Raw genomic sequence first — 23,101 nt, forward strand, 5'->3', positions numbered from 1 at the left:
CTAATTCCCTTTCAGCGCAGGATGGTTCATTACGCGCTCGACCGACGTGCGCAGCGCGCGGATCGTCAGTTCGGACGCGAGGTGGCGCTTGTAGTCCGCGCTGCCGCGGGAATCGGAGACAGGCGAGCACGCCGCGCTCGCCCGGCGGCCCGCCGCCGCGAAGACTTCTTCGGTGGGCGGCTCGCCGATGAGCGCGTCCGCCGCGGCGGTCAGCGCCGCCGGATCGGGATCGACCGCCGTCAGACCGATCCGCGCGGCCGCTATCGCGTCGCCGTTCAAGGTCACCGTCGCGCCGGCCGCCGCGATCGCCCAGTCGCCGACCCGGCGCTCCACCTTCATGTAGGCGCTGGATGTCCGGTGCCGCACGGGAATCCGGATCTCGATCAGAAGTTCGTTGTGCGACATGGCGGTTTCGTACGGACCGGTCAAGAAGTCGTCCATCGCGATCTCCCGTTCGCCGGACGGTCCGCGCACCAGACAGGTCGCGCCGAGGACCGTGCAGACCGTGGTGAGATCTTCGGCGGGATCGGCCTGGCACAGCGAGCCGCCGATCGTGCCGCGGTTGCGCACGACCGGATCGGCGATCACACGCTCGGCGTCGCGGAAGATCGGGCACACCGCGGCGAGGCGGTCCGATTCGAGCAGATTCCGATGCCGGACCATCGCACCGATGCGCACCAAGGTCGGATCGGTGACGATGTAGCCCAGCTCGGCGGCCAGGTCGTTGATGTCGACCAGATATTCCGGATTGGCCAAGCGCAGCTTCATCATCGGCAGCAGGCTGTGCCCGCCCGCGATGATGCGCGCCTCTTCCCCCAGCCGGTCCAGTAGTCCGATGGCGTGATCCACGCCTGTCGCGCGCTCGTATTCGAATGGCCCAGGAACTTGCATGTGATCGACCTCACATCGATGGGGGAAGCTCAGCCTCTGCCCCGCTGATGCCGCCGTCAAGACCGATTTAAGGAATCACTTAATTCGCTGTTCGCGCCGGGTGTGTGGTGAATCCGGCCGCCGGTTTCCGTCAGCGAGCGGCCATGTCCGCCCCAGCGTCGTGCGATGATCTCGGCCGCGATCGAGACCGCCGTCTCTTCGGGCGTCCGGCCGCCCAGATCGAGTCCGATCGGGCTGGCGAGCCGGGCGAGTTGCTCGTCGGTGAGACCGGCCGCGCGCAGCCGGGCCATCCGCTCGTCGTGCGTACGGCGCGACCCCATGGCACCGACATAGCCGATCTCCGGCTGGCGCAGCGCCACCTCGAGCAGCGGAACGTCGAACTTGGGATCGTGAGTCAGCACGCAGACGACGGTCCGTGAATCGATCGCGCCCGCCTCGATCTGCGCGGCCAGATAACGGTGTGGCCAGTCGACGACGACCTCGTCGGCGGTCGGGAAGCGGGCAGAGGTGGCGAAGATCGGTCGCGCGTCGCACACCGTCACCCGGTAACCGAGGAACGATCCCTGCTTGGCGACCGCGGCGGCGAAATCGATCGCGCCGAACACCAGCATCCGCGGTTGTGGCGCGTAACTCGCGACGAAAACCGCCATGCCCTCGCCGCGGCGCTGCCCGTCCGGACCGTAGGTCAGCACCTTGTTGCGGCCCGCCGCGAGCAGCCCGCGGGCGTCATCGGTCACCGCGTCGTCGGCGCGCGCCGAACCCAGCGTGCCGTGTGCGCTGTCCGGCCGGATCACCAGCCGTCGCCCCACCCAGGCGGCGTCGGAGTGCTCGATGACAGTCGCGATCGCGACCGGCCGGTCGGCGGCGATGTCCGCGGCGACCTCGCCGAGTTCCGGAAACGTCTCCCGCGAGATCGACTCGACGAAGATATCGATGATGCCGCCGCAGGTGAGACCGACGGCGAACGCGTCGTCGTCGGAGAAGCCGTATTGCTGCAGCACCGGGCGACCGGTCCGGACGACCTCGGTGGCGAGTTCGTAGACCGCGCCTTCGACGCAACCACCGGAGACCGAACCGCCGACCGTCCCGTCCGAGGCGACGACCATGGCCGCACCCGGCGGTCGCGGCGCCGAACGGAAGGTCCGCACGACCGTCGCGACCCCGGCCGTGCCCCCGGCGTTCCAGGTTGTCATCAGATCCGTGAGCACGTCCTGCATGATGTGTCCTCCGGGCACAATGCGGCGGTAGGCACCGCGTCCATCTCCAAACTAGACTCGGATCGTGACGCCCGCCCAGCTCAGGGCCTATTCGACCGTGGTGCGGCTCGGCTCCGTCCACGCGGCGGCCAGAGAGCTGGGGATGTCCGACGCCGGTGTCTCGATGCACATCGCCCAGCTGCGCAAGGAGCTCGACGATCCGCTGTTCACCCGCGCGGCGGCGGGGCTGATCTTCACACCTGGCGGTCTGCGGCTGGCCAGCCGGGCGATCGAGATCCTCGGACTGCAGCGCCAGACCGCCATCGAGGTGAGCGAGGCGGCGCACGGCCGACGGCTGCTCCACATCGCGGCGTCGAGCGCGTTCGCCGAACATGCCGCACCCGGCCTCATCGATCTGTTCGCGGCGCGGGCGAAGGATCTGTCGGTCGAGCTGAGCGTGCATCCCACCAGCCAGTTCCGCAGGCTGATCGAGACCCGCGCGGTGGACATCGCGCTCGGGCCCGCGCCGGAGGGCTCCGACACGACCGTCACCGCCCGGCCGTTCCTGAAGTATCGGATCATCTCCGTCGCGCGCCCCGACAGCCCGCTGGCGGGCGCCACACCGCATCCGGCGCTGCTGCGTGAGCAGCAGTGGATGCTCGGTCCGAGCGCGGGCAGTGTCGACGGGCATATCGCGACGATGTTGCGCGAGTTGGCGATTCCCGAAGCACAGCAGCGGATCTTCCAGAGCGACGCCGCCGCTCTCGAAGAGGTCCGCCGCGTCGGAGGCATCACCCTGACAATCGGCTTCGCCGTCTCCTCCGACCTCGCCGCCGGTCGCTTGACCCACATCAACGGCCCCGGCCTGCAGATATCCGACGAGTGGTGCGCGACCACCCTGCCCCCCGACGCTCGCCAGCCCGCGGTGTCGGAACTACTCCGGTTCATCACCACCCCGCGCTGCATCCAGGCGATGATCCGCGGCTCCGGCGTGGGCGTCACGCGGTTCCGGCCGAAAGTGCATGTGACACTGTGGAGTTGAGGAGCATCTTCGCGGCGACCGTCGCCCCGTCGGTGCGGATCGTGTCCGCGATGGCCCCTGCTCGCGTGCGCGTTTCGGGGGTCAAGGCGACTTCGAGTGCGGCCGAGAGGGATTCGACGGTCGGTATGGGGCCGTCGTGTGCCGCGCCGACGCCGAGCCCGGCCACCCGGTCGGCCCAGTACGGCTGGTCCGCGATCTGGGGCACCACCACCTGGGGCGCGCCCGCCCGGGCGGCCGTCGTCGTGGTGCCCGCGCCGCCGTGGTGCACGACCGCGGCCACGCGGCCGAACAGCGCCTGCTGATTGACCTCCCCGACGGCGAAACAGTCCTCGGCGTCGTCGATCAGAGCCAGCTCGGCCCAGCCGCGCGCGAGGACGACGCGGCGGCCCTGCGCGCGGACCGCCTCGATGGCCACCTGGGCGATGTCCTTCGGGACATACGAGGCGATGCTGCCGAAGCCCACGTACACCGGCGGCTCCCCGGCGTCCAGGAACGCTTCCAGTCTTTCCGGAAGCGGGCGATGGTCGGGCAGAATCCACGGCCCGGTCTGCACGAGGTCGAGGTCCGTCATGCCCTTCGACGGACACAGCGTCGGGTCCGCCGCAAGCCACGGCTGGTCGGTGAAGACGTAGTCGCGGACGTTGACCACCGGCGGCAGGCCGATCTCCGCCCGGTGGGTGTTGAGCGCCTCGCGGTACAGCGCGTTCACCCGCTGGGCGTCCTGCTCCCACAGCACCCGGTTGTCCGTCTCGCTCTGCGGGGACTGTTTGCCCGGCCGCGCGCCGGGAGGGAAGTGCCGCGACGGCAGTCCGTAGAGCTGGAAGCACGCGAAGACGTAGCCGATACCCAGCTTCTCGGCCACGTCTCGCGCACCGGCGGGCATCAGGCCGGTCGCCAGCAGCGCGTCACATCCCTCGGCCGCCTCGGTCAGCGTGGCGAACCGCGCCGCGACCAACTCGCGAGCGAACCGGAACGCGTCGTCCGCCGTCGGCGGCTTCGCACCGGCGACCACCGAGCGCACGGGCGGGCCGAGCGGCACCAGCGGCACGTCGACACGCGCCAGCAGTGCCGCGAACTCCTCGTCCGGCGGCGCGCACACCCGCGCCTCCGCGCCGAGCTCCCGCAACGCCACCGCGAGCCCGACCACGGGTTCGACATCTCCGCGCGATCCCACCGTCGTCAACAACACACGCACTTCAGATCTCCCCATTTCCGCAGGTCATGGCTTCCGGCCGACAATGATGGGCCATGACCCGGGTCTTGCCGCAAGCCCCCCGGTGCGCTATATCTTGAGAAGGGGAAGGGGAGAATCGTCGAGGTCCGGGCAGGCCGTCGACGCGCGATGGCCTGCCCGGTGGCTACAGTTGGAACAGTCCGATCTTCACGCTACCGACGTAGTCGGATTGCTTTGTGCCGCAACAGGAGTCGTCGCGTAGTTCGTCACATCGAACCTGCGCAACTGCCCGCGGAACCGGAAGCTGAAGTCGGGCCACAGCGTCGGATTGTTTCCGTGCCGGTCCAGGAACCAGCTGGTGCACCCGCCGGTCAACCACACACTGCGCGCCATCTTCTGCTGCACGCCGCGGTTGTACTCGTCCTGCACGTCCTTGCGGACCTCGAACGTCCGCAGCCCCTGCTTGTCCATCGTCGCGAGAGCGTCGAGGACATAGGCGATTTGGGATTCGATGATGTAGATCAGCGAGGTGTAGTTCAGGCCGGAGTTGGCGCCGAGCATGGTGAAGAGGTTCGGGAAGCCCGCGACGGTCGTGCCTTTGTAGGCCTGTAGCCCGTGGGTATCGAATTCCTCGGACAGGGTGAGTCCGTTTCGGCCGGTGAACATGCTGTAGGTCGGCGAATCGGCGACATGGAAGCCGGTGCACAGCACGATGGCGTCGACCTCGCGTTCGGTGCCGTCCTCCGAGACGATCGAGCGTCCGCGAATCTCCTCGATGCCGTCGGTGACGAGCTCGACATTGTCCCGAGTGAGCGCCGGGTAGAACCGGTTCGAGACGAGCAGGCGCTTGCAGCCCGCCCGGAAGTTCGGGGTGAGCCGCTTGCGCAACGCCGGATCGCGCACCTCCAACCACAGCTTCACGCGCGCGATCAGCTCGAGGTACACGGCCGTGGCCGGGTACTTGGCCTGGCTGATCACGAACAGCTCGCGGTTGGCGTAGATCAGACCGCGGATCAAACGCTGAAGCCCCGGAACATGTTTGAAGGCGAACCGCTCCGGCGCCAGGTACCTGCGGGTGAGATGCGGGAACACCCATCCCGCGGTGCGCTGATAGACGTCGAGCTGCGCGACCTGCGGCGCGATGGACGGCACGATCTGCACCGCCGAAGCGCCCGTGCCGATGACCGCGACCCGCTTACCCGCCAGATCGGCGTCGTGATCCCACTGCGCCGAATGGAAGATCTCACCCTCGAAGGAGTGAATTCCCTTGATATCGGGGAGATTCGGCTCGGCGAGCACCCCGGCCGCGGAGACGACGATGTCGGACGTGAACTTTCCGCGCGTGGTCTCGACCTCCCACCGGGCGTCCGCGTCGTTCCACCGGGCGCCCGTCATCGCGCAGTCGAAGATGTGCTTGTCGCGCAGCCCGTACCGGTCGGCGATGCCCTGGATGTACCGGTGGATCTCCGGCTGCGGCGAGAACGACCGCGACCACTCCGGATTCAGCGCGAACGAGTACGAGTACAGCTGCGACGGAACATCGCACCCCGCACCGGGATACGTGTTGACCCGCCAAGTGCCGCCCACATCGTCACCACGCTCGACGACCAGGAAATCGGTGTGCCCCTCCTGGGTCAACCGAACGGCCGTACCGACTCCGGAAAGCCCGCTACCGATGATGAGGACACGTGTGTGCCGCGGTGCCGGATCGTTGGTGTTGCTTTCACTCATACCGCTCCTCAACGAGCTTCGTAGATGCGCTTGTGGCCGGAGATCGCGGCCAGCCGGAACGGGCGGCCGGTCTCCTCGGGGATGGCGTGATACATCCCGTCCGACGGCGATTCGGTTTCGTGCAGGACGCGGTAACGGTCGTAGTCGAGCCCGACGCGGGTCGCGATGGCGTCCCGGTTGGCGTCGGTGCGCAGGTGCTCGCGATAGCCCAGTTGCACTGTGCCGCTGAAGAATTCGGCTACGCTGCCCGATCCGTAGCTGATGAAGGCGAGCGGCTTACCGGTCAGGTCGTCGGTGTGGTCGAGCAGCGACGCCAGACCGAGGTAGAGCGAGGCGGTGTAGCTGTTGCCGACCGTGCGGTTGTAGATAGTCGTGCTGTGGATCGCGGCGTCGATCTCCGCCGCGTCGGCGGTGTGCCCCTGGCTCTCCAGGAGGTGGCGGTGTGCCTTGAAGGCCATCTTGGTGAACGGCTGGTGGTAGCAGAACGCGGCGAACTCGGTGAGCTCGCGCCCACCGTTGCGGCGGTAGTCGGTCCAGGCTTCCTGGGTGGCCTTCTGGTAGGCGTTGACGGAGGTCTTGCCGTCGACCATGGCGGCGGTGCGATAATTCGGACGCCAGAAGTCCATGATGTCGGCGCTGTAGATACCGGACTGCGGATCAAGTTGCAGGATGGCCGGATTCGCGCTCACGAGCATCGCGACCGCGGCGGCGCCCTGGGTCGGTTCGCCGGGGGTGTCGAGCTCGTACTTGGCGATGTCGGTGGCGATGACCAGCACGCGCTGCGAAGGGTCGCGGGCGATGAGCCCGGCGGCGAATTGCAATCCGGCCGTGCCGCCATAGCAGGCCTGCTTGAGCTCGACGACGCGGGCGGTGTTCGGCAGGCCGATCAGCGGATGCAGATAGAGCCCAGCCGCTTTGGACTGGTCGACACCGCTTTCGGTGGCCAGCAGCACGGTGCGGATGTTGTCGACGCCGTGGCGGTCCAGGATGGGCTTGGCGGCGGCCGCGGCGATGGTGACGATGTCCTCGTCGGCGGCGGCGACGCTCATGTTCTCCTGGCCGATGCCGAGGTAGAACTTGTCGGGATCGACGCCGAGGCGCTCGGCGAGCACCGCGTGGTCGAGCGCGTAGTGGGTGGTGGCGAAGGAAAGGTCGTGAATTCCTACCGGGGTGATGGTCATGGCTGTGCTCCGATACTGGCGGTGGGGACGCTTGCGGTGGGCCGTTCGAATTGGGTATGGGCGCGCATCAATTCGCCGCTGTTGGTCTGCGCCGCCATCAGCGACAGTTCGCCGCACAGCACGGTGGCCGCGGCGATGACGGCGAGCCGACGGGCGTTGTCGCCGGGATCGCGATCCGCGCGGCAACCCAGGCGGGTCAGGTTGTCGTCGACGAAACTCAGGTCCTTGCCGTTGCCCACCGTCCCGACTATGAGATTGGGCAGCGTGCACGAGAAGTAGAGGTCGCCCTCGCGGTCCTCGGCGTGGGTGATGCCCTGGGACCCTTCCACGATGTTCGCGGCGTCCTGCCCGGTGGCCAGGTAGAACGCGAGCAACATGTTGGCGTAATGCGCGTTGGCGGAACGGATTCCACCGGCCAGCAAGGTGCCGATGAGATTCTTGCGGATGTTCAGCTCCGCCACCTGGCGAGCGGTGGTGTGCAGCCGCTTCTCGACCACTTCGCGGGGGATGAGCAGTTCGGTGACGACGTTCTTGCCGCGGCCGAGGATCCCGTTGACCGCGGTCGCCTTCTTGTCCGTGCAGTAGTTCCCGGAGATCGAGACGTACCGCAGGCCGGGCATCGTGGCCAGGATGTGGTTCATCAGGTGGTCGCAGGCGAGGGTGGCCATGTTGTGACCGGAGGCGTCGCCGGTGGTGAATTCGAAGCGCAGGAACAGCAGGTTGCCGGTGATCTGGTGGTGCAGGTCGATCAGGCGGGCGAACCGGCTGCTGCCCGCGGCCACCTGCTGGAGTTCGGGGAATCGGTCTCGGAGCTGTCCGACGGTGGTGTGCGCGGTGTAGGCGTCGTCGGCCTCGAGCAGGATCGAGCGGGTCATGCGGTCGTCGACGAGAGTGGCCACCACGCCCTTGTCGGTCAGCGTGGAGATCCGCGCACCGCGACCGACCGAAGGCCACAACGGCGATTCGTAGGTGGCCAGGGGGACGTCCACACTGTCGTCGACGGTGTTGCCCGTAATGCGCACCGGCCCGACCCACCGCAGCGGCACCGCCGCAAAAGACTCGTCGTTCACGCGTGGCTCCTTCTTTCCGATTCGTTCCACCGGGGGCTCCGGTGGGCATAGGAGGCCGCGTCGATACCGCGCAGCCGGCAAAACGTGTCCACCTCGCCGGTGATCAGCAGGTCGCTACCGGCCAGGTCGGCGGGCGTCGGGGCGCCGAGCACGGTGAGAATCCGCCGCAGCTGATCGAGCCAGGTGCGAATCGTCTCGATCAACGCGTCGGTGCCGTGACTGACGAGCGTCTCGAGGAAGCGGCCCGCGACCCCGGTCGCGTTGGCGCCCAACGCCAATGCACGGGCGATGTCGAGAGGTGAGCGGATGCCGCCGGAGGCGAAGAGGTCGATGCCGGTGACACCCGCGCAATCCACCAGGCAGTTCGGCGTTGACTGGCCCCAGTCCGCCAGGAAGGCGAAGTCCGCCGTGGTGCGCCGGTCGTTTTCGATGCGCGCGAAATTGGTGCCGCCGCGACCGCCGACATCGGCGACGGCCACGCCCGCGTCACGCAGCCAGGTGACGGTGGGTCTGCTGAGACCGAATCCGACCTCTTTGACGATCACCGGCACCGACGTGTGCTCGGTGATGCGCTCGATCTGCTGGGGCCAGGAACCGAAAGACCGGTCACCCTCGGGCATCACGATCTCCTGGACGGCGTTGAGGTGGATCTGCAGCGCGTCGGCTTCCAGCAGATCGATCGCTCGCGCCACCTCGTCCAGCGTGGCGGTGGCGTTGACGTTCGCCATGACGAAGCCGTGCGGATTCTCCTCGCGCAGCACCCGGAAGGTGTCGGCGACGGAGGGGTCGCGGAAGAAGGCGCTCATCGATCCGGACGCGATGGGAATCCCGGTCTCCCGGGCGGCGATGGCCAACTGCCGGTTGATCTCTCCGGTGTGCTGACTGCCTCCGGTCATGCCGTTGACGAAAAGAGGTGTGTCCCAGCGCTTCCCGGCGACATCGACGGCCAACGACACGTCGTCGCCGTCGATGCCAGCGAGAGCGTGGTGGATGAAGGTGACCGAGTCGAAGTCGTTGGGGCCGCCGTCGCGCTGCTGGCTCACGGCGTGGCGGACGTGGTCGTCTTTGCGGCTCGCGATCATCGCCGATCCCCTTCGAATGGATGTGTTCGCAGCGAGAGCGGCCGGATGCCCGCGCTGACCCAGCGTTCGGTGAGCTCGGTGATCGCCGCGGTGCGGACGCGGTCGACGAGCGCGATGCCGCAGTCGCCGCCGCCCGCGCCGGAGGGTTTGGCCGCGGCGCCGACCGCCTCACCCGCCGCGCACAGCGCACGCAGCGACGGCGTCATGATGCCCAACCGAGCTCTCGTATCGAGGTCGACCAAAAGCACTCGGGCGCAGTCGATTTCAGTACGGATCGCTGGTGCGTCGTCGGCTTCCAGCGCGGCGACGAGTCGTTGGACGCAGTGGTCGCTCTCGACCACGAAGTCGGCGGGCGTGCCGAGCTCGCGGAGCCCGGCGACCAATTTCGGTGTCGACGCGGGCGTCTCGGTCCAGCCGACCTGCATGGCGAGTTCCGTCGGCGTGGGTAGCGGGCGCACCGACAGCCCCGGCCATGGCGCACGCAGCGCGGCGTCGACTCCGCCCTCGGCCACCACCTCGGACGCGCGCCGACGGTCGGGGGAGCTGTAGGCGATCCAGCCGCCCCAGGTGCTCGCCGCGACGTCGCCGCCGGAAGCACGCGGGTTGATCGACACGGTGGCCAGCATCGCCAACCGGTACCGGTCCATCAGGCTCAGTCCGAGCCGGTAGAACTGGCCCAGTGCCGCGACGGTGGCCACCGTGACGGCTGCGCTGGAACCGAGTCCGAGCTTTCTCCCGTCCTCGTCGGCGAGGTCGGTGCTGATGCTCAGCCGGTAGGGGCGCGCCACGAGACCGCGCTCGACGAGCAGCCGATCGATGATCGCGGCCGCCGCGAAGACGTAGCTGAAATTCGGCGGCACAACGCCATCGGAGGGAACCAGTCCGTCGCCGATGCGCCCGCAGGTCAGCGTCACACCGCCGTCCAGTTCCGAATGCAGTGTCGTGGCTTCGTCACCGGCCGTGCCGACGGTGGCGGTGGCATAGCGGTCGACCGCGGTGAGAACGGCGTGGCGCCCCGGTTCGACGACGGCGTATTCGCCTGCGATGAACAGCTTTCCCGGGGCGCGACAGGTGATCATCGCTCGTCGTCTCGGACGAGTGCCGCACCGGGGCCCAGATGCGCCACCTGGATGTCGGCGACGGCGCCGCCGTCGCGCAGGGCGGCGGTCACCCGCTGCTCGTCGGCGCGGGCGCACAGCACCTTGACGTTCGGTCCGGCGTCCATGGTGGCGTACGCGGCGACGCCGTCCGCGCGCAGCGCCAGCACCCGGTCCAGGATCGCGACCGAGCGTGGTGACAGGTATCGGACCGACGGTCTGGCCAGCAGCATGGTGGCGTGCATGCCCAGGGCGTTGCGCTCGGCGATCTCCCCGACGGCGGGCAGATCGCGGCGCGCGATCGCCTTGCGCATCTCCGCGAGGTCGAGCCGCGAGGCGGTGGCCCACGGCTGGTAGAAGGGCGAGGTGTCGCAGGTCCGCCGCATCGCCTCCCGGCTCGACACCGCCTTGGCCCCGTCGTCGACGACGGCGACGATCAGCGCCGGATCCAGTGCGTCGCCGTCGATCGGTTCCGCGTAGGAACTCGCGTCTCCCGCCTCGCCGTCGCCCTCCCCGGCGTGCCACACCGCGAACCCACCGAAGATGGAACGACAGGCCGACCCGGAGCCACGTCGAGCCAGCCGCGAGAGCGCCCGAGCATCCGCGTCGAGTCCGTAGGCGGCGGCCGCGGCGACGGCCAGCGCGGCGAAGCCGCTCGCCGAGGAGGCCAGGCCAGCGCCGGTCGGTCCGGCGTTGGTGGAGACGACCATGGCGTATTCGTCGCGGCCTGCCCGCGAGCGGACCAGATCCAGGAACCGCGCCACCTTGGCGTGCGTGTCGCCGACCGCCAAGTGGTCGTTGAGCACGACGGTGTCGGCCGGTTCCGCGCTCAACCGCACCGCGGTCGTGGTCGGGTAGATGTCGAGGGTCATCGAGAGGCTTCCCGTGACGGGAAGGAAGTACGTCTCGTCGCGCTTGCCCCAGTACTTCACCAAGGCGATGTTCGGGTGCGCGACGGCGACCGCCGCGTCGCCGATCGCGTTGTCGCCGAGTCGATCCGCGAGCGGGTCGGCCAGCTCTGCTCCAGCTGTGAATGTCATTGGCGTGTCTCGAGCTCCGGTATCGAGGTGAATCGGGAATCGGTCATTGCTGTGCGCCTAGGACCGGAACGATCCAGGTCCGCACGGCGCCCGCCCGGTGCAGCGCCGCGCGTACGTTCGCGGCGCCGTCGCCGGTCTCGGTGAGGGCCAGGACGCATCCACCGAGGCCCCCGCCGGTGAGTTTCGCGCCGTACGCGCCGGCGTCGGACGCCGCGGTGACGAGGGTGTCTATCTGGGGTGTGCTGACGCCGAGTTCGGTCAGCAGGCCTTGGAATTCGAGCAGTGTCTTGCCGAGCGGCTCGGCGTGACCGGCCGCCAGATCCGCAGCCGCCGACTCGATCAGGTTCGCCGCCCGCTCCAGCAGCCGGTCGGCCGCTCTCCGGTCGGCGTCCAGCTTGCGGCGAACGGCGGCTACCGCGTGCTGCGTGGCGCCCGCCGTCCCCGTGTCGGCGATCACCAGGGCGGCGTCCAAGCCGACGGCCAGCTCGCGCGCCGTCCCGGCCTGGAACCGGATCGGCCCGGCCGCGACCGCGGCGCTGGCGTCCACGCCGCTGGCTCGGCCGTGTGCGAACTGCTCACCGCACTGGACCAACTCGTAGAGCGTGTCTGAGCCGACGGTCCGGCCGTAGAGGTCGGCGATCGCCCGCACCGCGGCCGCCGCGCACGCGGCGCTGGACCCTAGGCCACGCGCGGGCGGGATCTCGCAGTCGAGCACGACCTCGACCACCTCACCCGCCGAACCCCATCGCCGCAACGCCTCCTCGACCGCGACGTGCGCACCGGACGACGCGGTGGATCCATCGCCAGCGGTGAACCGAAACTGCTGTCCTGCAGGGGAATCGATTCCTGAAGGAACTTCAGGTCCACCCCGGCGAGCGACCGCGCGCGCCTCGAGCGTCGGCAAGGGAAACGCGAGCGCGGGCGTGCCGTGCACCACCGTGTGCTCGCCGAGCAGGATCGCCTTGCCGTGGGCGCGACCGGCGCCGTGCCCTTTGCACGTGCGGGCGCCGTGCCCACTGCCGGTGCCCGCGGTGGGTCCACTGCCCGTGCCCGCGGCGGGTCCCGCGGTGGGTCCGCTGCCCTCGCGAACGCTGTTCACGTCGTTTCCTCTCCCAACTCGAGCAGGTGTCAGCGGCTCGTTCCCGTACTGGGACGAACCGGTGACGGACAGTGCACAGCCGATGGCCACGTCGATGTGCGGCGACCCAGGGCCACGGTCGTGCGGTAGAGCGGAAAACGTTCAGGTAGAACGCAACTCGGCCGTCACTGCGGCTGATCCGAACGGCCGAGAAGAGCTTGGCGCAGACGTGCCCGCGCCGAGGGACCGAGCGGTGACGGGAAGAAGGCCGGAACCTGCTCGGCGTAGGCGCGGTAGGCCGCGCCGAAGCGGGCGACCAGATCGCGCTCTTCCAGGAACGTGCCGAGCAGGATGTAGCCGGTCAACCCGACCGCCCACAGCAGATGCCCGGCCGTCATGTCGCTGGCGCACCAGAACGACAGCAGCAGGCCGGTCATCAACGGATGACGCACCAAACGGTAGGGCCCGTGCACCTGTAGGCGGTCCATGGTCGCGTCCGGTACCTGGATGACGTAGTGGCGGTATGCCTGACTGATGCCGAGCAGGTGAAAGTGGTTGAGCAGCAACGTCGCCGCGTAGACCAGCACGAAGCCGAGCCAGAACCCGGCGTCGAGCACGGTCCCGACGACGCCGTCCGCCGACCAGATTCGTTGGGGCAGCGGCTGCCATGCCAGGCACATCACCCACACGACCAGGCAGACCATGACGATGTAGACGGTGCGCTCCAAGGCTTCCGGCACCCAGCGGGTGATGAACGCCTTGAACGCGGGTCGCGACATACCCGAGTGCTGCAAGCCGAACAGCGCCAGCAGCAGCACGTCGATGGCGATGGCCGGACCGGTCGACAGGTGCGGTCCCTCGTCGACGGTCTTGGGCAGCCACCAGCCTCCGGCGAACAACAGCAGCAGCGGCACGGTCACTCCGGCGACGCCGTAGACGCCGAAGGCGAGCAGGAACGGGACGAGCCGGCGGCGGTCCGTCAGCGCGCCCCGAACCTGTTGCTGCGTGGTGGTCAGATCCATGCGAACCAGGGCAGGAACCGCAGGCGGACCGTCCCCGTCTCCATCCGCTTGTCCAGCTTGGCCTTCCAGCGCTCGCCGTAGCGCGCGTCGAGGAAGCCACCGGGCCGGACCAGGCGCCACGACGACTGGATCGTCATCCAGTAAGGCACGATGACGGCCGCGTCGACCTGGCGCATGAAGTCGAGCTTGTCGGGGATCTGCGACCAGTGCACGCCCGGGTACCGGTGGTGCACGCTGTGGTAGCCCTGGTTGAAGATGAAGAAGTTCAGCCAGTTGCCCGCGGTGTTCAGCGATTTGCTCGGATCGTCCTCGAACACCCGCGCCGGGGCGTGGGTCAGCCAGGCGAAGTAGCCGGAGTTCACCTGCGTGATGAGGAACGGCAGGGCCCAGAACAGCGCGAACCGCTCGAAGCCCGCGACGTACCAGATGCCCACCGGCAGCGCCAAAGCCAGCGTGAGATCGAGGACGAAGGTGTGGCGACGCTTGCGGCGGCCCTCGGACGGGTTGGCGGCGAAGATCATTCGCATGGTGTGGTTCTTGACGATCGTGCCGTACCTGATCCAGTACCACACGGCGCCGAGCCCGCGCTCCATGCCCTCGGTGGACGTGACGTCGCCCGGTCCGTCGTTGAACCGATGGTGGTTGAGCACGTGCACTTCGCGCATCTCCGCCGAGGTCAGCGTGGCGGGCAGACAGCACATGATGTCCACGAATCGGTTCAGCCGCCGCGAGACGAACAGCGCCCGGTGCGTGTGCATGTGCATCACGCCGATGGTGAGCGAGAAGTTCAGCAAGGTCAGCAGGAGGATCAGTGGGGCAGCCAGGTACCAGTTCGTGGCGATCGGCACGAACAGGCCGAAGGACAGCAGCACGACCCACGCCACGATGTGCAGTAGCGGGCCGACGTTCGCCGGGTGCTCGAGCTTCAGCACCCGCCGGCTGAACGGCGGTTGGTCGGAGGACGCCGGGGGCGTTCCGTCGCCGGGACGGGTTGGCACGGTGGTCATAGGTGTTCTCCTCGGGTGTTGGTGGCGGGCGTTCCGATGCCGAAGCCGGTCGACGGACTGGTCACGGGCGATCTCCTCCAAGGGTTGTGCTGTCGAGGGCAGCCAGCTGGAATCTTGTTGCGAGGGCGCGCATCTCGTCGGCTCCGCGGGGTGGCAGCCGGTCCAGGGCGCCGAACGCCAGGTGATCGGCGATCATCATGGTGCGGATGTCGGAGGCGGAGAGTTTGCCCGTCAGCGGTTCGTCCGGCAGCGCCCGCACGAGGGCGAAGGTGGTGTCGACGATCAGCGGCACCATCGCGGGCGGGAGCCTGCTCGGGTCGACCGCGCCGAGCAGCCGCGCCGCGGCGTCGGAACCGGCGCCGAGCTCCGGCGAGGTGTCGAGCACCCGGTGGATCGCCGCGTCGGCGCATCGCTGCACCCGCTCGACCATCTTGGCCCAGCGCGCGGGCGACAGGATGGCCAGCGCGGTCGCACCGATCGGCCGCCGGTAGGGGACCGGCGCCCCGACCGTGGTGCACAGGAAGCCGGTCGTCGTGATGGCCATGTACGCCATCGCCGCCCGGGCGCCCGGGTTCGGTGTGCGCGGGCCGAGCCGGGCCAGCAGGGCGAACCCGCCCAGGGCCGGCGCGAGCAGTCGCAGCATCACCGCTCGGGTCAGTTCCGCGCGGTCGGCGACGCCGTAGAGCGCGAGTTCGCCGTCGCGCAGGTCGTTGGCCGCCTGGGCGATGACGCCGACGCATGCGGTGAGCTCGCGCAAATCCGCTTCGGCACAAGCCTCTTCGGCGGCCATCGTGCACGCGTAATGCGTCACGCGGCCGAGCACTCCCTCGCTGTAGGCGACCCGCGGGAGGGGCGAATCGAGGTTGCGGGCCATCACATCGCCGATATCGAGCAGCAGGCTGCCCACGCGTTCGCGTGCCGCGACGGGCAGCGCCGACACCAGTGCGCGCACGTCCGCGATGCGTTCGGCCAGCACCAGGTCCACGGCTTCGCTGTCGCGGACCGTGACACGCTCCGGCGGTGGCGGCGGGGTGTCGGTATTGCCGGTGAGGTACTCGGCGGCGGTCCGCACGGCGCTGCCCGCCAGCGGACGGTCGATCAGGTCCTCGTAGGCGTCGAGCACGCGACAGGCGAGCAGCGCCGCGGTGGCCTCGGCCCGCAGATCCGCGCCGAGGAAACCGATAGCGATGCCCATGTTGCGCGCCGCCGGGATCAGTGCCAGCCTGGCCAGCTCGTCCGGCGAGCCTGCCGCCCGCAGCGCGGTGAGATCGGGTGCGCGGCGCAGGTCGCGCAGCCCGTTGGCGAGGATGCCGAGTCTTCCTCCGGTCATCGGGACACCACCTGTAGCGCCAGGTTGCGCAGGTCGTCCCGCGCCGGGGTCGGCGGGAACGTCTCCAGCGCCTCGCAGGCCGTCTCGGCGGCGCGGATCGCGGCGTCGTGCGCGGCCTTGGTCGCCCCGCTGCGTACCAGGTCGGCCTGCAATTCGGCACTGGAAGTCGTTGAGGACAGCCACATTTCGCGAGCGTCTGGGCGTATCGCCAGCCATTCGATCACCGGCCAGGTCGGCACCCTGCGGTCCAGGTCGCCGCAGGCCTCCTTGCCGAGCGCGGGGTCGCCCTCGACGTCGCGCACGTCGTCCATGATCTGGAAGGCCAGGGAGAACTGCTCGGCGTAGCGCATCAGGGCGCGCAGCCGGTCGTGGTCGACACCGCCCGCCGTACCGCCGTAGGAGCAGGCCAGCCGGAACAGTGTGCCGGTCTTCGCGCCAGCGACGACCTCGTAGTGCCTGCGCAGCGCGGCGTCGTCGACGTCGGGAGTCATGGTCTCCACGAGCTGCCCCGCGGAAAGGTCCGAGATACTGTCCAGATAGGTGACGCCGGGAGCCTCACCGAGGTGTGCGCAGACCACCGGGTTGTCTTCCAGTACCCGCGCCAAGACCTGTAATGCGGTGCCCGCCATGTGGAAGCCGACCCGGGCGGCGGTTCGGATGCCGAACAAGGCGGGCACCGAGGGGGAATCGCGCCGCAGCAGGGAACTGTCGCAGATGTCGTCGTGGATCAGCGACGCTTCGTGGAGCATCTCCATCGCACAGGCCAGATCGACGGCGTCGGGGACGGACGCCGAGACGGCCGACGGCAGCAGGCGATGGCAGTCCAGTACCAGTCTGGCCCGGACCCGTTTGCCGGGGGCGGTCAGGACGTGACGGTATATGTCGTCGAAATCGCCTCCGGTGACCAGGATTTCGCGCATCCTCTCGGTGACCATCGCCGCTTGGTCGACCGGCGCGACGACCTGCTCTGCGGAGTCGGCGCGGGTATGTCCGTTCGCCGCCGGGGTGGCGACGTGCACGCGGCCGTCCGCGACCGCGGTGCTCGACCCTCCGGACATGGCCGCGACCAGGTGCCCGTCCTCCTGAAGTCCTGACGGTGACGTGGGATTGTCCATTGGCGGTGAGCTCCTTCGGTGTCATAGCGAGCGGAGTCGGGCATGCGGCGGCGACCACGGGCCTGAAGAGGGCGTGCTGTTACGGACGAATCGGCCGTTCGGGTAGCAGGCGTCGTTGCCGCCACCGCGACTTCGGTGAGCTGGTCGTCGCTGGTCTCGGTGAGTGCGGAGCGCAGCTAGGCGGCGATTTCGTGGTCGCCCGCGGGAGTCGGCGATGGTATCCGCCGAGCGATGGGTCCGCAGCTGAGTCCGGGGGGAGTGGTCCGTGGGGCGGATGGCAGTGCGACCGTCGCCCGTTCGGGAATCCACGGCTCTCCGGCTACGGAACCATCGCGTAACCGGGTCGACTTCGATGTCGAGTGCCGTGAAATGAGTTGTGCACCATTATGTTCGGAGCGAAGGTCGGCCGCGGTAGTCGGGGTGGCCCGGCGGTGCGACGCAGCGAGGACATGCCCGTTGCCGAGACGGTCGAGCCGACAGATCTCGACCGCACCTGTTGGACGCGAGCATAGGCACTGCGCCCGAAGGGTTTTCACGTTCTTGTACAAAGACCCGGTTTCGTCCACAACCAGCACACCGTCCGGATCGCCGGGGTGCTCGTCCGCGTACGCGCGCAGATGGTCACGCACCCGGTAGTAGTCGTTCCACATGGTCTTGCTCTACGCCCGCCGCAGCCCGTCCATCACCCAGCGCAACCACGAGCGCAACAAGTTCTTCAACCACGAACATAGCGAAAGAGGCTACCGCACAACACATCTAGGCGCGCGTTGAAACCGACCGGAATTCTTTGGGCAAACTTCTGTGAGGAATCACATTGCACGACAATGCAACTCAGACAGACGCTGGTTCAGTGCTCGACCACCGGGCCTGGCGGAGGGTAGTCATGGAACGATCCCCAGTACCGGACCATCGCGAACCCGAATCAGACGGCCCTGCTCCGGAAATCGTTCGAGGGCAACATCATTCGATCGCTACTTGTTTGCTTCTACGTGCTCGTAGCGTATTCCGCAATGCGTCTGCCGCTACCCTCTCGAGGCGTGGGAAGTAGGCCGTGACGCCGCGACAGCCTTGCCGCGCGCGTTCGCGAACGCTATCGTTCGTTGATCGGCTCGCGATCCGAGCCGTTGACCCACGCGCGTCCGACAGCTTCGCGCTTTCGCTTCAAAGTGCTTGATAATAAACGAATCTCAGTCACCCCGCTGACACCGCGGCCTTCGCGACAGCGTCCGAAGAGGAATCGGATGCGAACCGGCCTACGGACGATCGGCGGCATCGGGGTGCCTGCTCGACGTGTTCCGCACTCTTCCATTGCTGACGAAATATGTTCGAGCACAATACTTTTCATCCGCGAGTCAGCGGGATGGCACGGCGCCGACGAATTCAACGGCATCCACCGGGCCGATCGTCTTCACGGTGATCACTGACGCGCCCACCACCGTGCCGCGTCCCTCGATTGCTGTCCAACACGTCGATCGCGCTGCTGACCACTGGGCCTGCGCGAGGTACCGCCGCCGCTCGTCTCGGCTCCCATTCCGCACCGGACGCCGGCGCTGCTACATGGGCGTTGGTCGCCCCCCAAGGTGCCGGTCTGATCGCGTTTTCAACTGTCACGGGTAGTCGATTTTTCAACCACACGAGCTCCGAACCGAAGCCCACCTTGGTGGGTTCGAACCACAAGGAGGGGGCGTCGTCCCGCACCCTGGGTGTCCTATCAGCGCAGGCCAGCGTCGAGCAGGCTGGACACCGTCACAACGACAGCGGGACCGCCCCGCCAGAACAACACGAAGGAGCAGCCCTTATGACGACCGACCAGCGCTCGACCCGCCGCACCCACCGCTTCGCACGCGCCCTGGCGATCGCCGCGGCACCCGCCCTGCTAGGTGCCGGCCTGGTGACGGCTGGCGTCGCCCAAGCCGAGCAGGACCCCAGCCTGCCGACCTGTTCCTGGCCCAACCTGGTGTGTGGCGGCCAGCAGGATCTGACCCCCGGCGGCCAGACCGACCTGACCCCGGGTGGCCAGACCAACCTCACGCCCGGCACATCGTCCGAGAACTACGACGCCTACGGTAACTACTACTACTACTGATCACCGCGCCGCCGTCCGGCACGCGCCCAGGAGAACCACACCAGCAACCCCGGGAGCTGCCCGCACCAGCGGCAGCACTCCGGGGTCGGAGGTAGCGCTGGATCGCCTGGTGCGCTGACGGCTCAGAGACTCGCGCCGAGCCAGGAGGCGAAGCCGACCAGGCTCTCGGTCTGGCGGCGCTGCGCTGCGGCGATGCCGAACAAAGTCTCCCGCACGGACGGATGCAGGCGCGTCTGCTGAGGCGCAGCGGCACGGGCCTTGTTGAGCGCGGCCAGGGCTTGATCGGGTTTGCCGGTCATCAGCCAGGCGCGGGCGTTGTCGTGCCAGTGGTGAGCCGCCCTCGGCGCGGCCATATCGGACGGAAGGGCCAAGGCGGCACCGTCACGCGCCGCTTTGCCAGGATCGCCCGCCTCGAGCTCGACCGCACAAGCGTGCACCTCGACGTTCCCCGGGCCGAAATCCGTCGTATAAAGCGCACTTTCCCCGGCCATCGGGCTCGCGATCCGCCGTGCCGCACCGATATGGGTCCGCGCGTCATCGAGGCGTCGTGCACGTGCGGCGACGATCGCCCCGCGCAGGTGGCTGTACCCGCGAAGGACTTTCTCCGCCTCGCTGTCACCGGGAACCAGAGCCAGGCCACGATCGACGAGGGACATCGCCACGTCGGTCGCTCCGTGTGCCATGAGAAGGCGCGACCGTTTGATCAGACTGCGGACGGCATAGGCGGGATCGTCGGCGTGGGATGCCGCCCAATCCAGCCGGTCCAGCACCAGCGCCGTCAACGACGAGTAGCCCAGTCTGCCGCACGCCCCCTCGGCGGCGATATACGCCGCGCACAGCATCTTGTACGCCTTCGCGCGGTCCCGGTCGTTTCGCGCGGCGTGGATCGCGCCGTACAACTGCCGGATCAGAGCGGGGAGCAGTACCAGGGCACGACGGGTGCGGTCGTTGCGCAGGGCCACCTCCACGGAGGCAAGGCCAGCGGACAGCTCCTCGAAAGAAGGCGGCTCGACCGCTCGGACATACGCGCCTTCGGCCAGCACCGTGCGCAACTCGGCGAGCCCTTCGATCGGACCGTCTTCGGCGAGAGTTTCGACATAGGGATTGCCATGAAGCCGCTCGGGTTCGATGCCGAGCGCGCCGCACACCGCCGCGATGAACCCCGGAGAAGCCACCTCACGCCCCTGCTCGACCGCCTTGACCATGCTCAGGCTGTACTTGGCCCGACCGGCCAACTGCTGCTGGCTCAGCCCAGCGATTTTCCGTTCCGCGGCGATCCGCTCCCCAGCGTGCTGGCCCATGCCTCGAGGGTAGATCGATCCCCACCGCACCGCCCCGCACTACTCGAAACCTGTCCCTGCACTGGCCTTTCGAACACATCCCAACCATCAAGCTGATACCTGGCCCCGCCGCCGGGTCGATGCGGTGCCCCCATCAGTTCCCGGCGGCGGGCGCTCCTCATATGTCGAGTGAACAAGGGGGTTCCGAATGGGTGTGTTCGACGCAGTGGTCAGGAGGCGGTTGTGAACGACACCCCGCCGAGCACCGATCCGTTCGCGCGGGTCGGCGCCGATACACCGCGTTCAAGGGTCGCCTATTACCGTACGGTGTGCGATCTGCCCGCGGTCGTCGAACCCGACACGGGGCGGATCAGTTTCACCGCGGGCATGGTGTGGGCGATCGAGATGCCTTCCGAACTCGGACAGTCGGTCGAATTCCACCTCGAAACCACCAAACAGGGCGGCGGGCCGATCGTCACCCACCCCCGATCCCGCACGTGGACATTCCTCGTGCGCTCGGACATCCCGGCAACCATGGTCGCGGCGCAAGCGGCGTTGTCTCGCAGTCGCCGAATCACGGTGCTGGGCAACGGTGATCGAATCGCGTTGCCGTCACCTGCCGATCAGGGCTCGGAGTATCGCGGGTGGATCACCGCCGCGCACTCGACGTTCCGCCCTTCCGGCCGTGCGGTGCTCTCCGGAGCGCACAGGTGCGCGACCTCGCTCCGCGAGCATTCGCGATGAGCACCGTCTCACCGCGACCGGAGGAGCCGGATGTGCACCTTTCGGTGTTCCTGCACGGAGTGCGCATGGACTTCGTCGCGTGCCTGACCGCCGCGCTGGTGTTCGTCGCCGAGCACCGCGACCGGCACTACGTCGACGCGGTGACCGTCGATGCCGCCGTGAACGGATTCCGGCGGCTGCCGAACGAGCGGCTCTATCTCGAACCCTGACTCAGCGGAAGTCGGTGCCGCGGCGGGCGGAGAATGGACAGCGGCGGACCGTCAATCGCGGCGAGCCTGTATGCGCGCGAGTTCGTCGTCGGTGTAGTCGGCGATCCATACCCGTTGCAGCATGTGCCAGTCTGCCGGGTGTGCGGCGATACCGGCGGCGAATCGGTCGGCGAGGACTTGAGTCGTGTGGCGCACTCCGCCGGTTGTGTCGATCGGCGCGCCGACGTGGAATCCCCAGCCGCCGGGGGTGAACCAGCAGTGCACCGGCAGCAGCGGTGCGCCGGTGTCGATCGCCAGCCGGGCCGGACCGGCGGGCATGCGGGCCGGTTCGCCGAAGAACGCGACCGGCACGCCTCTGCCGGACAGATCGCGCTCACCGAGCAGCCCGACTATCCGCCCCTGCTCGAGTCGCGCGGTGAGGTGCTCGAACGGTGGTGTCGCGGCACCGGTGAGCGGGACGATCTCGAAACCCAAACTCTCACGGAACCGGACGAAGCGCCGGAACAGGGATTCCGGTGCGAGCCGCTCGGCCACGACGGTCGGTGAACCCACCCGCTGCACGATCCAGACCCCCGCCAAGTCCCAATTCCCGCTGTGCGGCAAGGCCAGCACCGCGCCGCGTCCGCGCTCGACCGCCTCGTGGATGTGTTCGAGCCCGGTGGCGGAGGATTCGATGGTCTCGGCCAGCCGCACCGGATCCATCGACGGCAGCCGGAACGCTTCACACCAGTAGCGAGCGTAGGAGCGCAGGCTCGCGTGCACGAGATCGTCCGGCACCTCGTGCGGGGCGGTGCCGAGTACCCGAGCCAGATTGCGCCGCAGTTGGTCTGGTCCGCCGTCACGGGCCGAGCGCTCGGCCGCCATGTCGAACAGCCGGCCAGCCCACCGCTGCGGCATGGAACGCACCAGCCGCCAGCCCGCCGCGTACCCGAGATCCCAGGCTCGGTCCTTCGGGTTCACGAAGTGTCCTCTCGGATACGAAACTCGGATGCGTAAACAGCGGTGACACCGCCGGATCCTCTTTCCCGACGGACATTCGGACGCGACAGCTATTACCCGTCGAACAAGCCATGTCGAGCTTCCTCCATGTCACACTGTAGCGATAAGCTGGCTATCAGCGCTGAACCCCGTCGATTTTGATTGGTCCATCGAACAATTCGAACGACCCGGGCGGCCACACCGTGTGCCGTGCCGGAACTCGCTGGCTAACTTCTCGCATGCAGGGGGCTTGATTGAGTACTGCTGCACCTCGAACGCTGCTCCAGAACGCGACCACCGCGCTGTGGCGCGGCGCGGCATCGCTACGCACCGTGCTGATCGTCTGCGGCGGAGTGGCGATCCGGCCGGGCGCCGATCTGGCTCGCGCGAGACTGCACGGGGTCGAGCTCCCCGGAGCGGACCTCACCGGAGCCGATCTCACCTCCGCCGATCTCCGCCAGGCCTACCTGGTCGAGGCGGTATTGGTCGACGCCAAACTCGCGCACGCCCAGCTCGACCACGCCGATCTGCGCGGCGCGGATCTCACCGGCGCGGACCTGACCCGAGTCGACGCGGCGGGAACGGATTTCTCCGAGGCCGAGATTCCGGGCATCGCGACGGCGAAAGACGTGACGTGGTCGGAAGCGACACGCTGGGGCGAGTATTCCGACCAGGTCCGCTCCCGCTCTCGCTCCCTCGGCGGCGGCCGATACCGGCTCAATCCCTAAGGAGCGCGGGGACGAATTCT

General features: G+C 68.3%; 21 protein-coding genes. 5 read left to right on the forward strand and 16 right to left on the reverse strand.

Features of this window, described 5'->3' with window-relative positions:
- Both AB0H49_RS05745 and AB0H49_RS05750 read right to left on the reverse strand, forming a co-directional pair.
- Nucleotides 1-891, reverse strand: coding sequence for a xanthine dehydrogenase family protein subunit M (locus AB0H49_RS05745; RefSeq protein WP_355001430.1), 891 nt, complete (start codon nt 889-891; stop codon nt 1-3).
- Nucleotides 892-947: 56 nt separating this feature from the next.
- Nucleotides 948-2,108 (reverse strand): XdhC/CoxI family protein, encoded by a 1,161-nt coding sequence (locus tag AB0H49_RS05750; protein WP_357247582.1) that lies wholly within the window; start codon nt 2,106-2,108, stop codon nt 948-950.
- Nucleotides 2,109-2,172: 64 nt separating this feature from the next.
- On the opposite strand from AB0H49_RS05750, the gene AB0H49_RS05755 reads away from it, so the two are divergent.
- Nucleotides 2,173-3,129 carry a LysR family transcriptional regulator gene (locus tag AB0H49_RS05755; protein WP_357247585.1) on the forward strand — a complete coding sequence of 319 codons (957 nt, stop codon included), beginning with the start codon at nt 2,173-2,175 and terminating at the stop codon, nt 3,127-3,129.
- On the opposite strand, the gene AB0H49_RS05760 is transcribed toward AB0H49_RS05755, so the two are convergent.
- The 12 genes from AB0H49_RS05760 to AB0H49_RS05815 all read right to left on the reverse strand — a co-directional run bounded on the left by AB0H49_RS05760 (nt 3,086) and on the right by AB0H49_RS05815 (nt 17,056).
- Nucleotides 3,086-4,324 carry a glycosyltransferase gene (locus AB0H49_RS05760; protein ID WP_357247587.1) on the reverse strand — a complete coding sequence of 413 codons (1,239 nt, stop codon included), beginning with the start codon at nt 4,322-4,324 and terminating at the stop codon, nt 3,086-3,088. The genes AB0H49_RS05755 and AB0H49_RS05760 overlap by 44 nt on opposite strands.
- Before the next feature lie 186 nt (nt 4,325-4,510).
- Nucleotides 4,511-6,034, reverse strand: a complete 1,524-nt coding sequence (locus AB0H49_RS05765) for an NAD(P)/FAD-dependent oxidoreductase (RefSeq protein WP_357247590.1) — start codon at nt 6,032-6,034, stop codon at nt 4,511-4,513.
- An 8-nt stretch (nt 6,035-6,042) separates the two neighbouring features.
- On the reverse strand, nt 6,043-7,215 hold the full coding sequence (locus AB0H49_RS05770; RefSeq protein ID WP_357247593.1) for a hydroxymethylglutaryl-CoA synthase: 1,173 nt from the start codon (nt 7,213-7,215) through the stop codon (nt 6,043-6,045).
- Nucleotides 7,212-8,285 (reverse strand): hydroxymethylglutaryl-CoA reductase, encoded by a 1,074-nt coding sequence (locus AB0H49_RS05775; protein WP_357247596.1) that lies wholly within the window; start codon nt 8,283-8,285, stop codon nt 7,212-7,214. The genes AB0H49_RS05770 and AB0H49_RS05775 overlap by 4 nt, the downstream gene beginning before the upstream one ends.
- Nucleotides 8,282-9,367 carry a type 2 isopentenyl-diphosphate Delta-isomerase gene (gene fni, locus AB0H49_RS05780; protein ID WP_357247599.1) on the reverse strand — a complete coding sequence of 362 codons (1,086 nt, stop codon included), beginning with the start codon at nt 9,365-9,367 and terminating at the stop codon, nt 8,282-8,284. The genes AB0H49_RS05775 and fni overlap by 4 nt, the downstream gene beginning before the upstream one ends.
- Nucleotides 9,364-10,446, reverse strand: a complete 1,083-nt coding sequence (locus tag AB0H49_RS05785) for a phosphomevalonate kinase (protein ID WP_355001422.1) — start codon at nt 10,444-10,446, stop codon at nt 9,364-9,366. Before AB0H49_RS05785 ends, fni begins: the two co-directional genes overlap by 4 nt.
- A complete protein-coding gene (mvaD, locus tag AB0H49_RS05790; protein WP_357247602.1) occupies nt 10,443-11,504 on the reverse strand; it encodes a diphosphomevalonate decarboxylase in 1,062 nt (353 codons plus the stop codon). Before mvaD ends, AB0H49_RS05785 begins: the two co-directional genes overlap by 4 nt.
- A gap of 43 nt (nt 11,505-11,547) precedes the next feature.
- Entirely contained in the window at nt 11,548-12,603 is a 1,056-nt protein-coding gene (gene mvk, locus AB0H49_RS05795) for a mevalonate kinase (protein ID WP_357247605.1), read from the reverse strand.
- A 164-nt stretch (nt 12,604-12,767) separates the two neighbouring features.
- The gene (locus AB0H49_RS05800; protein WP_357247608.1) at nt 12,768-13,604 is read right to left on the reverse strand and encodes an isoprenylcysteine carboxylmethyltransferase family protein; all 837 of its coding nucleotides are present in this window, start codon (nt 13,602-13,604) and stop codon (nt 12,768-12,770) included.
- The gene (locus AB0H49_RS05805; RefSeq protein ID WP_355001418.1) at nt 13,595-14,611 is read right to left on the reverse strand and encodes a fatty acid desaturase; all 1,017 of its coding nucleotides are present in this window, start codon (nt 14,609-14,611) and stop codon (nt 13,595-13,597) included. Before AB0H49_RS05805 ends, AB0H49_RS05800 begins: the two co-directional genes overlap by 10 nt.
- A gap of 61 nt (nt 14,612-14,672) precedes the next feature.
- Nucleotides 14,673-15,941: a hypothetical protein gene (locus tag AB0H49_RS05810; protein WP_357247612.1), complete on the reverse strand. Its 1,269-nt coding sequence runs from the start codon at nt 15,939-15,941 to the stop codon at nt 14,673-14,675.
- Nucleotides 15,938-17,056, reverse strand: a complete 1,119-nt coding sequence (locus AB0H49_RS05815) for a polyprenyl synthetase family protein (protein WP_357247615.1) — start codon at nt 17,054-17,056, stop codon at nt 15,938-15,940. The genes AB0H49_RS05810 and AB0H49_RS05815 overlap by 4 nt, the downstream gene beginning before the upstream one ends.
- Nucleotides 17,057-18,854: 1,798 nt before the next feature.
- On the opposite strand from AB0H49_RS05815, the gene AB0H49_RS05820 reads away from it, so the two are divergent.
- On the forward strand, nt 18,855-19,142 hold the full coding sequence (locus tag AB0H49_RS05820) for a hypothetical protein (protein WP_355001414.1): 288 nt from the start codon (nt 18,855-18,857) through the stop codon (nt 19,140-19,142).
- Between the two features lie 122 nt (nt 19,143-19,264).
- Here the strand turns inward: AB0H49_RS05820 and AB0H49_RS05825 are convergent, their stop codons facing one another.
- Entirely contained in the window at nt 19,265-20,443 is a 1,179-nt protein-coding gene (locus tag AB0H49_RS05825; RefSeq protein WP_357247618.1) for a helix-turn-helix transcriptional regulator, read from the reverse strand.
- Between the two features lie 222 nt (nt 20,444-20,665).
- Here AB0H49_RS05825 and AB0H49_RS05830 point away from each other — a divergent pair, with 222 nt between their 5' ends.
- Complete coding sequence (locus AB0H49_RS05830; RefSeq protein WP_357247621.1) at nt 20,666-21,166, forward strand: DNA-directed RNA polymerase subunit beta; 501 nt, start codon at nt 20,666-20,668, stop codon at nt 21,164-21,166.
- Nucleotides 21,163-21,375 carry a hypothetical protein gene (locus AB0H49_RS05835; RefSeq protein ID WP_355001411.1) on the forward strand — a complete coding sequence of 71 codons (213 nt, stop codon included), beginning with the start codon at nt 21,163-21,165 and terminating at the stop codon, nt 21,373-21,375. Before AB0H49_RS05830 ends, AB0H49_RS05835 begins: the two co-directional genes overlap by 4 nt.
- A gap of 51 nt (nt 21,376-21,426) precedes the next feature.
- Here AB0H49_RS05835 and AB0H49_RS05840 read toward each other — a convergent pair whose 3' ends face one another.
- A complete protein-coding gene (locus AB0H49_RS05840) occupies nt 21,427-22,335 on the reverse strand; it encodes a phosphatidylinositol mannoside acyltransferase (RefSeq protein ID WP_357247624.1) in 909 nt (302 codons plus the stop codon).
- A 272-nt stretch (nt 22,336-22,607) separates the two neighbouring features.
- On the opposite strand from AB0H49_RS05840, the gene AB0H49_RS05845 reads away from it, so the two are divergent.
- On the forward strand, nt 22,608-23,081 hold the full coding sequence (locus AB0H49_RS05845) for a pentapeptide repeat-containing protein (RefSeq protein WP_355001409.1): 474 nt from the start codon (nt 22,608-22,610) through the stop codon (nt 23,079-23,081).
- Nucleotides 23,082-23,101 lie beyond the last annotated feature (20 nt).

Source organism: Nocardia sp. NPDC050713 (assembly GCF_040654315.1).
Classification (GTDB): domain Bacteria; phylum Actinomycetota; class Actinomycetes; order Mycobacteriales; family Mycobacteriaceae; genus Nocardia.

Bases quoted from the DNA above. Each gene is read 5' to 3' on its own strand.
- AB0H49_RS05820 (WP_355001414.1), top strand. From the start codon at position 18,855: ATGACGACCGACCAGCGCTCGACCCGCCGCACCCACCGCTTCGCACGC.
- AB0H49_RS05805 (WP_355001418.1), bottom strand. From the start codon at position 14,611: ATGACCACCGTGCCAACCCGTCCCGGCGACGGAACGCCCCCGGCGTCC.
- AB0H49_RS05815 (WP_357247615.1), bottom strand. From the start codon at position 17,056: ATGGACAATCCCACGTCACCGTCAGGACTTCAGGAGGACGGGCACCTG.
- AB0H49_RS05785 (WP_355001422.1), bottom strand. From the start codon at position 10,446: ATGATCACCTGTCGCGCCCCGGGAAAGCTGTTCATCGCAGGCGAATAC.
- mvaD (WP_357247602.1), bottom strand. From the start codon at position 11,504: ATGACATTCACAGCTGGAGCAGAGCTGGCCGACCCGCTCGCGGATCGA.
- fni (WP_357247599.1), bottom strand. From the start codon at position 9,367: ATGATCGCGAGCCGCAAAGACGACCACGTCCGCCACGCCGTGAGCCAG.
- AB0H49_RS05770 (WP_357247593.1), bottom strand. From the start codon at position 7,215: ATGACCATCACCCCGGTAGGAATTCACGACCTTTCCTTCGCCACCACC.
- AB0H49_RS05765 (WP_357247590.1), bottom strand. From the start codon at position 6,034: ATGAGTGAAAGCAACACCAACGATCCGGCACCGCGGCACACACGTGTC.
- AB0H49_RS05825 (WP_357247618.1), bottom strand. From the start codon at position 20,443: ATGGGCCAGCACGCTGGGGAGCGGATCGCCGCGGAACGGAAAATCGCT.
- AB0H49_RS05810 (WP_357247612.1), bottom strand. From the start codon at position 15,941: ATGACCGGAGGAAGACTCGGCATCCTCGCCAACGGGCTGCGCGACCTG.
- AB0H49_RS05750 (WP_357247582.1), bottom strand. From the start codon at position 2,108: ATGCAGGACGTGCTCACGGATCTGATGACAACCTGGAACGCCGGGGGC.
- AB0H49_RS05835 (WP_355001411.1), top strand. From the start codon at position 21,163: ATGAGCACCGTCTCACCGCGACCGGAGGAGCCGGATGTGCACCTTTCG.
- AB0H49_RS05800 (WP_357247608.1), bottom strand. From the start codon at position 13,604: ATGGATCTGACCACCACGCAGCAACAGGTTCGGGGCGCGCTGACGGAC.
- AB0H49_RS05745 (WP_355001430.1), bottom strand. From the start codon at position 891: ATGCAAGTTCCTGGGCCATTCGAATACGAGCGCGCGACAGGCGTGGAT.